The following is a 12049-nucleotide window of genomic DNA, read 5'->3' as shown; positions in this document are numbered from 1 at the left end:
CTTATTTTTCCCCCATTAATTTCAGTGCTTGTTCGTACACTTTTTTTCCATCCGCCATCCCATAGGCAACCATATCAATGACGTCCACTTGAATCCCGTATTTTTGCGCCTCTTTTTGCAACTCTCCTTTTAAAAAGCTCATCTGCGGGCCAATCAACACAACATCAGCTTTTTCCATTTCCTTCTTTGCCTGGTCTTGACCGACCGCCCAAATCTCCGCTTCTTCACCAATCGATTTGACGTATTCCTGCATTTTCGTCACCAATAAGCTCGTTGACATTCCAGCGCTGCACGCTAATAAAATTCGTTTCACAGTTCATTCCTCCCTTTGTATTGAATGAAAAAATGATATCGTTTTCAATATTAATTATATACATTTTAATTTATTTGTCTAGTCATTTAATAAAAAAGATTAATATTTTTAATCAATTCCCCTTTGTACCCGCAAAAAAAACAGCGCGCACTGATCCTTCTGTACGCGCTAAACACCAAATGTTTTTATTACCGGACTTATGGTTTGCTCGTATATGACTAAATGATCCCCTATGTGCTATGCTAGGCGAAGGAGCAGTCAGTTGAATCTTTCCTTACGAACGCAGCCGAAAATGGGCATTCATTTGCCCCTTCAGCATCCGCTCACGCAACTCTTTTGTCATCTCTTGACGAATTTCATACGTGGATACCCCTTCCTCGCGCTGGTCGGCGATTCTCATCAGCTGCTCCACATCCGCAAACGAATATTTGCGAATCCCTTTCGAGCGGTCAGGAAACACGAGTTTCCGTTCCTCATAATAGCGGATTTGACGTGGCGACAATCCGGTCAGTTCACTGACAATGCCGATCGAAATGACTTTTTTCTGTTTATAGTTCTCTTCATGCGGATTCACCGTCATTTCCCTCACCTCTTTATGTTACTTTTTATAACACGATTATACAAAAAATGAATATGGTCCGTTAACTTTTGTAAATAAAATTAACATATTTTTTAAATTTCCTGTAAATGAGCTTAACACACTCGCTGTATACTGAAGAAAACGATGGTATCGTAAAGACAAAAAACACAGGGGGGAAGCGGATGGGAAAATGGATGCGAAGCGCAGTATGGCGGCAAAAACAATTTTACATTCAACAGCTCATGCAAGCCGGCTTGACGGACGGCCGCGAGCGACTCGAACAATGGACGATGGCTGAACTGCGCCGCGAATACGAACGATTCAATCCCGCCTACAGCATGGAAGGAGGAGACCGGTATGGACAAACAAGCGCTCGAGCTGGCAAAGCGCATCATTGAATTGGACTTACAGCGCGACGCCATGTTTGAACAGCTGATCACACTTGTCGGCAGCCAGGCTGATGAGCTGCTTCGCTTTTTGCAAAACCGCTAGCGGCACATTCACCGGCCAGCCGCCCGCAACAAGGAATCGATCTGTTCAACAGAAATACAATCTATGAAATGGCACAATCGTTCATCGCGCATGGATAAAAATGGTGTCCCGATCCTTTTGGGACACCTTCTTTCTTCTTATCCGGATTGTTCGGTCGCTTCTTGCGGGAGACAGACAGCTGCCGTGGCCCGCATGTGCAGACGACGGGCCAACACGACCGCCGCACCAAGCACCAGGGCAAGCATCCAAAACCCGTAAGCATACGAATTCGTCCACTGTTTCATTATTCCGAGCGCGTTCGGCAGCAAAAACCCGCCCAGCCCGCCGGCCGCGCCAACGATGCCGGTCAACAGTCCGATCTCTTTCGGAAATACGGTCGGAATCACTTGAAACAAAGCGCCGTTTGCAGCCCCAAAGCAAAGAAACAGAGCAATCATCAGCCCGAACATCGCAGCAAGCGGCGGGAGCGTGCCGATAGCAACAAGCAAAGCCGCACTAGCGGCAAACAAAAAGACGAGGAGCTTCATCCCGCCGATTCGGTCGGCCAAGTAGCCGCCAAACGGGCGGACGAAACTGCCGGCGAAGACGACCGCCGTGACAAAGTCGCCGGCTCTGACTTTGCTGACGCCGTATTCATCAAAGAAGAACATGCCGAGATAGCTCGTTAACCCGACAAATCCTCCAAACGACAAACTGTAAAAAAAGCAAAACGTCCATGATTCTTTCCTACGAAGCACCGCTTTATACTCCCTTATAGCAACCGGTTTGACTGCCGTCGGGCAGTCGCGCGCCAGCCAAGCGAACAGGAAGAAGACGGTTGCAAGCGGCACGAGCGCCCAGCCAAACACCGCATTCCAGCCGTACACTTCGGCGAGCCGCGGGCCAAACAACGTCGCCAGCACCGTCCCGCTGTTGCCCGCCCCAGCGATCCCCATGACCAATCCTTGATATTCTTTCGGGTACCAACGGCTCGCCAGCGGCAAGGCGACAGCAAAACTGGCGCCACCTACCCCCAATAAAAAACCGAGCGCATACACATCGGTCATCCGATCCGCAAACTGCCACCCCCATACAAGTGGAACAGCTGTTATTACCATGCCGAGCAGACCAGCCCGCTTTCCCCCCCAACGGTCAGCGAGCATTCCCATCGGAATGCGCAGCAGCGCCCCGCCCAACACGGGAATGGCGACCATCAACCCTTTTTCTACAGGCGTGAGCGCAAATTGTTCAGCGGCGAACGCGCCAAGCGCGCCAAGCAAATTCCAGATCATAAAGCTGATATCGAAATAAAGAAACGACGACAACAGCGTCGGAGCATGTCCTGCCCGCCAAAACGACTTCATCTTCATCTTTTTTTGTTCCTCCTTGTCATAGGAGTTCCACTATGGTAAAATTCGTATTGAAAGCGATTTCTCCACCTGCTCTCCGCCGTATGCGTCGGAGAGTTTTTTTGCGACAAACGCCTACGCAACGTTCTTCTGTCTTTTGTTCTGCCCGCCAACCCAAAATGGCTGCTCACTTCCTTTCTTGCTGTTATTTGTCTAGTTTCTCCCTAAATCAACAACCGGCCGCACCCGGGCCGCACAGCGCTTAAACGCCGGCATCCGGCAATAAGGGTCAAGTTCATCGGCCGTTACGTTGTTAATTTGCTGCAAACCGCTCCAATGGAACGGAACAAAAATCGTATCCTCGCGAATTTGGTCGTTGTAACGGCTGCGGACGACCGCCGTGCCGCGCCGTGTTTCAATGCGCACAAGCATGCCCGGGCCGATCCGGTATTGTTTGGCCGTCTTCGGATGGATGTCCATGATTGCCTCCAGCTGCCGGGCCGCCAGCGCCGGGCTGCGCCGCGTCTGCGTTCCGCTCAAGTAATGAGCGAGCACTCGCCCGGTCGTTAAATAAAGCGGATATAATTCATCCGTCTCCTCTTTTTCCGCTCCAGACGGGAGAACAGCAAACCGTGCCCTGCCGTCCGGATGGGCAAACCGTTCGGCAAACAGCCGCGCTGTCCCGGGATGGCTAGGATCCGGGCAAGGCCAATACACACGTTCGCGACGCAGCCGCTCATACGTCACCCCGTAATAATCCGCCTTGCCGCCGCGACTGGCGAGCCGAAGTTCGTTAAAAATGTCTTCAGCCGAGGCGAAGGAGAAGTACTGGCCTTTGCCAAGCTTGTGAGCGATCGCGCATAAAATTTCCCAATCGTGTTTTACTTCCCCTGGCCGTTTCCGCGCTGCCGGCCGCCAGCATACTCGCCCTTCGACGTTCGTCACTGTCCCTTCATCTTCCAAATACGACGAGACAGGCAAAACGAGATCGGCCAGCTCGGCCGTTTCTGACAAAAACAAGTCAGCGACCACAAGAAACTTCAGTTTTTGCAGCGCCTTGGCGACAAATGCGGCGTTCGGACTCGAGACAACCGGGTTCGACCCCATGACAAACAACCCGGTAATCTCTCCGGTGGCGATTTTTTTTATCATTTCATACGCCGACACCCCTTTTCGCGGCAGCTCATCCGGCGAAACGCCCCATACGCTCGCGATATGTTGGCGATGTTCTGGATGTTCAATGCTCCGGTAGCCGGGCAGTTGGTCGGCTTTTTGCCCATGCTCGCGTCCACCTTGCCCATTCCCTTGCCCGGTGATGGAACCAAATCCTGAACCGGGGCGGCCGATTTTCCCTGTGGCCAATACGACATTAATCCAGCTTCTTACAGCCACATACCCGTCGGCTTGCTGTTCAAGGCCACGGGCGGTGAGCACGATCGCTTCGGCCGCCTCCCCGTACTTCCTTGCCGCTAGGCGAATTTTCTCGGCCGGTACATCGGTCACGCGGACGACCTCGTCAATATCTACTGCCGCGATATGCTGTTTCCATTCGGCAAACCCGGCTGTCCGTTCGCGCACGAACGTTTCATCGACATATCCTTCCTCAAGCAGCACTTTTGCTAATCCGTCGGCCAACGCTGCATCGGTTCCTGGTTTCAGCCGCAAATGCAAATCCGCCATCTCCGCTGTCCTCGTTTGCCGCGGATCCACGACAATCATAAAGGCGCCGTTTTTCTTCGCCTCGTAAAAATATGGCATCAATGTCGGCTGGCATTCCGCGACATTAGTGCCCGCTAAAATGATCGTACCAGCAAGCGGGATGTCGGACAGCGGGTTCGTCAAGCCCCGATCAAGCCCAAACGCATCGTTCATCGCCGCGGCAGCCGCCGACATACAAAAGCGGCCGTTGTAGTCAATATGCCGCGTCCCGAGCGCCACGCGGGCGAATTTCCCAAGCAAATATGCCTCTTCATTCGTCAGCGAACCGCCGCCGTAGACGGCAAACGCATCCGCCCCGTCTTCGTTTTGAATGGAATCAATCCGTTCTGCGATCATAGCAAGCGCCTCGTCCCAGCTCACCCGCACAAACCGGCCGTTCACCTTGGCAAGTGGAAACAGAAGCCGCTCCGGGTGGAGAGCATGCTGATGGGCGTGCATCCCTTTTACGCAAAGACGGCCGTGCGATGTTGGGTTATCGGTCGGAATCGCCTTGTAGCGGCGCCGTTCCACAATCCGCTCTTCGACAAGCTGAAGCGTGCATTGGACGCTGCAAAACGGGCACTGCGTAGCCGCGGCCGTTTCCGATGCTCGCTCTTTTTCCTTCGCCCGAAAATAGCGCAACAACTCATTCGTCATCAACACTCACCCATTTCCTATAACTCGACATACAAGTGGCCATCCTCGACGGTGACGCGGTACGTTTTGACACATCCTTCATCCGGCGCCTGCACTTGGCCGTCTTTTAAGCAAACTTTCCAATCGTGAAGCGGACAAAACACGAACTCTCCGCTGACGATGCCTTGTGACAAGTCGCCCCCTTTATGCGGACAGCGGTTTTCAACGGCATATACCCGGTCTTCACCCGTACGAAATAAAGCAAGTTCAAGCGCTCCGATGCGCACACATTTTCCAAGCCGTTTTGGCAGCTGATCGATCCGTCCAATTTCTACTTTTGCCATCGTTTCTTCCTCCCCAAAATAACGTTGATGCACCACCAAAAATGGACAGGGCCGACAACCGTTTTTCGCCGCCGACCGCCGCGTCGGCTTTATGATCTCACACGGCTTACATATTGGCGGCGAAACTTTCCCGTCTAGCCCCGCCTTTTCCTACCGTTTAACATCCAACCAAACCACAACCATCAACCGACCTCTTTATTCCGCCGGAACCGGTTCTTTCTCCGCCATGTCACGGAACAACGTTTGTCGAAGCTCCTCGCTTTCGGCGATTTCCCGCCACGGATCTTTCGTCGCTGCCAGAGCCTGATGGAGCCGCTCGAGCAGCCCGCGGCGCATTTCAACATCAAACAGCACCTCGCGGATATGCTCAAGCCCGACACGCTCAACCCATTTTGACGTTCGCTCTAAATAGTGCGCCGACTCACGGTAATATTGCAAAAAAGCACCGGTCATCTCGATTACTTCTTCTTCCGTCTTGACCGTGCAAAGCAAATCCGCCGCGCGCAAATGGGTGCCGCCGTTGCCGCCGACGTAAATTTCCCAGCCGCCCTCAACGCCGACGATCCCGACGTCTTTAATGCCGGATTCTGCGCAGTTGCGCGGACAGGCGGAAACAGCCATTTTCACTTTATGCGGCGTTTTCAACCGCTCAAACGTTTGCTCCATCCGAATGCCGAGCCCGGTCGAGTCTTGTGTGCCGAAGCGACAGAACTGCTTACCGACGCACGTTTTCACCGTCCGCAGCGCCTTGGCGTATGCATAGCCTGACGGCATGCCGAGCTCGGCCCAAACGCGCGGCAAATCTTCTTTTTTCACCCCAAGCAAATCAATGCGCTGCCCGCCTGTCAACTTGATCATCGGCACGTTGTACTTTTCAGCGACGTCTGCGATTTTCCGCAGCTGCTCTACGGTCGTGACCCCGCCGTACATGCGCGGCACGACAGAGTACGTGCCATCTGCTTGAATGTTAGCGTGCAACCGTTCGTTGACAAACAGCGATTCCACTTCTTCGTTGTACTCGCCCGGATAGAGCATTCCCAAGTAATAGTTGAGCGCCGGTCGGCACTTCGAACAACCTTCCTCGTTTTTCCATTCAAGCACATACATAACTTCTTTCACCGTCGTCAGCCGTTTCTCTTTGATCGCTTTGATCACTTCATCACGGCTTAAGTCCGTGCAGCTGCATACCGTTTCTTTCGTCGCATACCGGCTTGCTTCTGCGCCAAGCATATACTCGAGCAGCTCGGCGACAAGCCCTTTGCAGCCTCCGCACGAACGGGAAGCGTTCGTGCAGTCGCGCACCTCAGCAACCGTTTTTAATCCGTGTTCGGCGATCGCCTGACAAATCGCTCCTTTCGTTACCCCGTTGCAGCCGCAAACGACATCATTGTCGGCCATCGCCGCCACAAGGCTTCCTTTTCCTTCCGTCGAAATCGGCGCAAATAACGAAAGCGAGAGCGATTCGAGCGAATCGCCGCGGTGAATCATATCGAACAGTTTTCTTCCTTCGCTCGTATCGCCAAACAGCACCGCACCAACGATGTTCCCTTCGCGGACGACGACTTTTTTATAAATGCCGCGCGCTTCATCGTACAGTTTGATCGACTCCGTTCCTTCGCCATCCATAAACTCACCGGCCGAGAACACGTCGACGCCCGACACTTTAAGCTGAGTCGAGACGACAGACCCTTCGTACGGCCGCCCTTTCCGGCCGCAAATCGCTTCCGCCAGCACTTTCCCTTGTTCATAAAGCGGAGCGACCAACCCATAGACGACGCCGCGATGTTCGGCACACTCGCCAACCGCGTAAATGTGCGGCACGCTCGTTTCTAAATAGTCGTTAACGACGATCCCCCGATTTACCGCGATTCCGCTTTTCCGCGCTAAATCAACGTTTGGACGGATGCCGACCGCCATGACGACTAAGTCAGCAGCGATTTCCGTTCCGTCTTTGAACCGCACCCCTTCGACACGGCCGTTGCCGAACAGTTCAGCCGTCTCTTTGCAAAGCAAAAAGTTCATTCCCTGTTTCTCGAGTTCCCGTTGCAGCAGCTTCGAAGCGGTCGGATCAAGCTGCCGCTCCATTAAATAATCGAAAATGTGGATGACATCGACTTCCATCCCTAAGTTGAGCAGCCCGCGCGCCGCTTCGAGCCCAAGCAAACCGCCGCCGATGACCGCCGCTTTTTTATACGTTTTCGCATATTCGATCATCCGCTCGCAATCTTTAATATCGCGAAACGCCGTGACCCCCGGCAAATCCGCCCCCGGTATCGGCAAAATAAACGGGTTTGAGCCGGTCGCCAAAATCAATTCATCATATTCGACCGTCCGCCCGCGGTCGGTATGGACAAGCCGCTGCTCGCTGTCAATTTCCGTCACCGTTTCGCCGGCAAACAGCCGAATGCCGTTTTGCTCGTACCATTCCCAACTGTTGAGCGTAATCTCCTCAATGGATGTATTTCCTTGCAGCACCGTAGATAATAAAATCCGGTTGTAGTTCGGATGCGGCTCACTGCCGAAGATGGTCATTTCAAACGCCTCGCGGTCCAATTTTAAAATCTCCTCGATGCAGCGAACCCCTGCCATGCCGTTGCCGACCATCACTAATTTCCGTTTCATGTTCTCATCCCTCCGTCTTCATTGATGTGTCAAGCTAACCAGCTGCTAACTGCGCAGCCATAACCGAATCGTCATCACCAGCAACGTCCATATTCCAACTTCTCTCGTTTGCGAAATCATCGCCGCTCCCCCTTTGCCTTTATTTGTTATGCCCATGATATCACATGAAAACGAGAGATACACCTAGATTGTCAAATAATATAACATATTTTTAACGTTAAAAATGAATGATCGAGCGATAAAACCGAGAAATATACGGATGTAACGCGATTACCTTCTATAGCTCAAGTGAATTTATGTCACTTTTTATTACACGATATTTGCACAAAAAACAGTCTCCAGCTCATCGTCTGGAGACCGTTTCACACTGAAAATGGCTCATAGGGAGACCGCCGGTGGATCGTGAGCCACCTATCAACTTGCCCCTGCAAGTTGCCTCCTTTCGTATCGTTGCTATTCCCCCGGCTGCCAGAGATGTTCATGCAGTTGCGCTCGAATCTCATCGGGAATCGGCTCAGGCCGCCCGGTGTCAAAATTGAAATTGACATACACCGCCCGCCCTTTGGCGCAAACCACCCCATTTTGGTGGATTTCTTCATAAATCGTAAGGCTCGTATTGCCGATGCGTTCAATGCCGGTGTACACCGTCACATCCTGTCCGTAATACATTTGGTTAACATAGTCGACTTCCATGCGGATGATTACCATCCGCCAGCGCCGAAACGACAAATCCGGCGTAAACAGTTTGAAAATTTCATGCCGTCCCGCTTCAAACCAGACTGGAACGGTGGTGTTATTAATATGGCCGACGCCGTCCGTTTCCGACACGCGCGGCGTAATCACCGTTGTAAACATCGCCTGCCATCTCCCTTCACCGTTTCTTTCCATTGATTCGCGCTTCGCCGCGTGGATTCCTGCCTGAGAGAACGTTGGTTTGGCGGATCATGCAGCGCGAAGGCTGGCATGTGGAAGTCATATATCATCCCAACAAACAGGCGCCGTTTGCAGCGCCTGTTTCCCAACGGTTTACACCTTGCCCGGCTCGACGATCGTCCCGGCAAACGCAGCCTCGTAAATCGCGCGGATGTCGGCTTCCAACAGCGGCAGCGGGCTGCGGGCGAGCAGCCGTTTCTGTTGGACGGCATCTTTCGTCAAGCTTTCTAGCGCGCTTTCCGGGATGCCAAATCCACCTAATGTCTTCGGAATGCCGACATCGGCGACAAGCCGTTCCAGTTCCTCAACGCACCGATACGATGCTTCCACTTCGGACAAAAAGCTCGAGTTGCCGCCGAGTGCGTTTAAGATATCAGCCATTCGTTTCGTGCAGCTTTGACGGATGTAACCCATCACATACGGCAAAAGCACGGCGTTCGATTCGCCATGGGCGATATGAAACTGCCCGCCGAGCGGATACGCGAGCGCATGCACGCCGGCCACCCCAGCGTTGAAAAACGCCAAACCGGCCAGGTAACTGCCGTTCGCCATATCCGTGCGCGCCTGTTTGTCCATTCCCTTTTCCACCGCTTTGCGCAATGAGCGGGAAATGAGGCGCATGGCCGCGATCGCCAACCCATCCGATGTCGGGCTCGCGTTGACCGACACGTACGCTTCGACCGCATGGGTGAGCGCATCAATCCCGGTTGCGGCCGTCACCCGCGGCGGAACGGAAACGGTCAGCTGCGGATCGACGATGGCCACATCGGCCAACAAGTAATCGTGCGTCACGACATCTTTTGTCGTTTCTAAGGACAAGACGGAGATGTTCGTCACTTCCGATCCGGTGCCTGATGTCGTCGGAATCAAAATTTTCGGCAGCCCTTTTTTCTCGAGCGCCCGCGTTCCTGTCAAGTTTAGGTAGTCGGCGACCGAACCGTCATGCACCGCCAAAACGGCCGCCAATTTCGCCAAATCCAGCGCGCTGCCGCCGCCGACGCCAATGACAAGATCGAACTCCCCATCGCGGGCAAACGCCACCGCCTTTTCCCCTGTCGCAAGCGGCGGCTCGGGCACAACGTCCGTATATACGTGCACACTGTACCCTTCTTGCCGGAGCGGAGACGTCACTTGCTCAACCAGGCCGATTTTCGCCAATGCCGGATCCGTGATGACTAAAATATGTTTCGCTCCCAACCGCTTCACTTCCGGAACCAAATGCTTAAGCGCCCCCCAGCCGACATGGCTGAGCGGCGGAAACACAATGCGGGCTACGGTCATAGTTTCCTCTCCCCCTTATTCAACATTTTTTATAGGAATAATGGACACCGTGCCGTATTGGAACAAACGACTTCCTGGTTCACCTGCTCGCGGCAACGCAACACAAGCTAAAATGCACGATCTTGCCAAGCCTCCTCCAGCTCCCGCTTCAGTTCCTCGACAAGCTCCACCGCCGGAAGTTCCCGCGCCAGCCGGTATCCTTCTCCAGCCCAAAGCGACATCCGTTCCGGATCGCCCGCCTTAGCGGCGGCAGCGCGCAGCGGCTTCGTCATATGGTGCACGTGCGGATACGCCGCCGGTGCTAGGTCGCGATATTCGGCCATAAAGCGGTTCGCCAGCCCGCGCGCCGGCCGGCCGGTAAACGCCCGTGTCATAGCCGTTTCGGTAAACCTCGGATCGGCAAGCGCTTGCTTATGGAGCGGATGCGCCCCGCTTTCCGGGCAGCGCAAAAACGCCGTCCCGAGCTGCACCGCGCTCGCCCCCGCTTTGAGCGCCGCCGCGATGCCGCGCCCGTCCATGATCCCGCCCGCCGCCACAAGCGGGAGCCGAACCGAAGCGCGCACGTCGGCCAACAACGGGAACAACGCGATTGCCTCATCCTGCTTTGGATCGTTGCGAAACGACGCGCGATGCCCGCCCGCTTCCGCCCCTTGCACACAAAGGGCGTCCGCGCCAGCTTCAGATGCAATGTGGGCCTCTTCCACCGATGTCACCGTCACGATCACAAACGACCCAGCTTTTTGCAAGGCGGCGATCACCGCTTTGTCCGGGCAGCCAAACGTAAAGCTCGCGACCGGCACCTGCTCCTGAAGCAGCACATCCAGTTTCGCTTCCCAATCATCGTCCTCCCATTTCGGCTCGCCGACTGTTGCGCCGAGCCGTTCCGCCTCAGCCGCCAATACGGCGCGATAGCGGCCAAGCGCCTCTCCATCGACCACTTTATCCCCCGGCACAAACACATTCACCCCAAACGGACGGTCGGTGAATGTTCGCAGCTTGTGAATTTCTGTCCTCATCGCTTCCGCTGTCTTGTACCCGCCAGCCAAAAATCCAAGCCCTCCGGCGTTCGACACCGCCGCGGCCAGTTCAGGCGTCGACACCCCGCCTGCCATCGGCGCTTGAATGATCGGGATGGGAAGTGTAGAGAACATACGTATCTCCCTTCTTTCGGCTAAAACCGTTTTGCCCCTCTCCTATTTTTTCGCGCTTCGTGCTCGGATTTCCTCCCCCCTTTGTCGAATCAATCTTTACGCCGACTATGTCTTTTGCACGCTCCATGAACGACAGCTGTCCGGCCAACGCGGCGCGTTTTCAACATCTCACATACATATGGTAAGAACAGGTGTTATCCGTTGTTCAATCAATCGATCGAAACATAAAGCGAACAATACGATCCATGCCTAATCGCTGTCACCTGACGTCCAATAAACAGGCTGTTTGTTCATGATTTGTCCCTTTACTCAATATCCTTTAACAAACGGCTGGCCACTTTGATAAACGTTTTGCCATCCTCAAACGAAAAATAGCGCATGCTGTTTTCATGAACAAGTTCTTCGATTTTTGCCCATGTCTCCGTATCGCGGCGATGGTGGATGCGTTCGAGCTTCTCTACTTCCAGCTTCAAGGCACGAACCACCCACTCCGGTTCATCCGCTAGAAATCGCAAAAACTGTTCTTCTAATTGAGCATTGTAAAACGTCTGATTGTAATACGAGTCAAAGAAATATTGAAGATGTTCGAATTCTTTTCGAATGTCCATGTTTCATCTCCACCTTTCAAGTTCTCCTTTCGACAAACGTGGCGGGTCATCCTGCCTTATTGC

The 12049-nt window shown here is 53.7% G+C and carries 12 protein-coding genes; 2 read left to right on the top strand and 10 right to left on the bottom strand.

Annotation, left to right across the window (positions count from 1 at the left end):
- Position 1: 1 nt before the first annotated feature.
- Both B9L21_RS07150 and B9L21_RS07145 read right to left on the bottom strand, forming a co-directional pair.
- A complete protein-coding gene (locus B9L21_RS07150; RefSeq protein WP_063165783.1) occupies positions 2-313 on the bottom strand; it encodes a PTS sugar transporter subunit IIB in 312 nt (103 codons plus the stop codon).
- Positions 314-587: 274 nt separating this feature from the next.
- Positions 588-893, bottom strand: coding sequence for a MerR family transcriptional regulator (locus B9L21_RS07145; protein WP_063165782.1), 306 nt, complete (start codon positions 891-893; stop codon positions 588-590).
- Positions 894-1075: 182 nt separating this feature from the next.
- Between B9L21_RS07145 and B9L21_RS07140 the strand changes: the two genes are divergently transcribed.
- Both B9L21_RS07140 and B9L21_RS18040 read left to right on the top strand, forming a co-directional pair.
- Positions 1076-1291, top strand: a complete 216-nt coding sequence (locus B9L21_RS07140) for a Fur-regulated basic protein FbpA (RefSeq protein WP_063165781.1) — start codon at positions 1076-1078, stop codon at positions 1289-1291.
- On the top strand, positions 1251-1385 hold the full coding sequence (locus B9L21_RS18040) for a hypothetical protein (RefSeq protein ID WP_257722321.1): 135 nt from the start codon (positions 1251-1253) through the stop codon (positions 1383-1385). The genes B9L21_RS07140 and B9L21_RS18040 overlap by 41 nt, the downstream gene beginning before the upstream one ends.
- 137 nt (positions 1386-1522) lie before the next feature.
- On the opposite strand, the gene B9L21_RS07135 is transcribed toward B9L21_RS18040, so the two are convergent.
- The 8 genes from B9L21_RS07135 to B9L21_RS07100 form a co-directional block, all read right to left on the bottom strand.
- On the bottom strand, positions 1523-2734 hold the full coding sequence (locus B9L21_RS07135; protein WP_063165780.1) for a nitrate/nitrite transporter: 1212 nt from the start codon (positions 2732-2734) through the stop codon (positions 1523-1525).
- Positions 2735-2926: 192 nt separating this feature from the next.
- Positions 2927-5068: an assimilatory nitrate reductase catalytic subunit NasC gene (nasC, locus tag B9L21_RS07130; RefSeq protein WP_063167345.1), complete on the bottom strand. Its 2142-nt coding sequence runs from the start codon at positions 5066-5068 to the stop codon at positions 2927-2929.
- A gap of 17 nt (positions 5069-5085) precedes the next feature.
- Positions 5086-5391: a nitrite reductase small subunit NirD gene (gene nirD, locus B9L21_RS07125; RefSeq protein WP_063165779.1), complete on the bottom strand. Its 306-nt coding sequence runs from the start codon at positions 5389-5391 to the stop codon at positions 5086-5088.
- Between the two features lie 195 nt (positions 5392-5586).
- Complete coding sequence (gene nirB, locus B9L21_RS07120) at positions 5587-8013, bottom strand: nitrite reductase large subunit NirB (RefSeq protein WP_063165778.1); 2427 nt, start codon at positions 8011-8013, stop codon at positions 5587-5589.
- 453 nt (positions 8014-8466) lie between these two features.
- Positions 8467-8868: an acyl-CoA thioesterase gene (locus B9L21_RS07115; protein WP_063165777.1), complete on the bottom strand. Its 402-nt coding sequence runs from the start codon at positions 8866-8868 to the stop codon at positions 8467-8469.
- A 171-nt stretch (positions 8869-9039) separates the two neighbouring features.
- Positions 9040-10227, bottom strand: coding sequence for an iron-containing alcohol dehydrogenase (locus B9L21_RS07110; protein WP_063165776.1), 1188 nt, complete (start codon positions 10225-10227; stop codon positions 9040-9042).
- Positions 10228-10334: 107 nt separating this feature from the next.
- Positions 10335-11378 carry an NAD(P)H-dependent flavin oxidoreductase gene (locus B9L21_RS07105; RefSeq protein WP_063165775.1) on the bottom strand — a complete coding sequence of 348 codons (1044 nt, stop codon included), beginning with the start codon at positions 11376-11378 and terminating at the stop codon, positions 10335-10337.
- 305 nt (positions 11379-11683) lie between these two features.
- Complete coding sequence (locus tag B9L21_RS07100; RefSeq protein ID WP_011231363.1) at positions 11684-11986, bottom strand: hypothetical protein; 303 nt, start codon at positions 11984-11986, stop codon at positions 11684-11686.
- Positions 11987-12049: the final 63 nt, after the last annotated feature.

The organism is Geobacillus uzenensis, from assembly GCF_002217665.1.
Lineage (GTDB): Bacteria > Bacillota > Bacilli > Bacillales > Anoxybacillaceae > Geobacillus > Geobacillus subterraneus.
The sequence above is the reverse complement of the archived record's forward strand: the minus strand, read 5'-3'. Positions and strand labels throughout refer to the sequence as shown.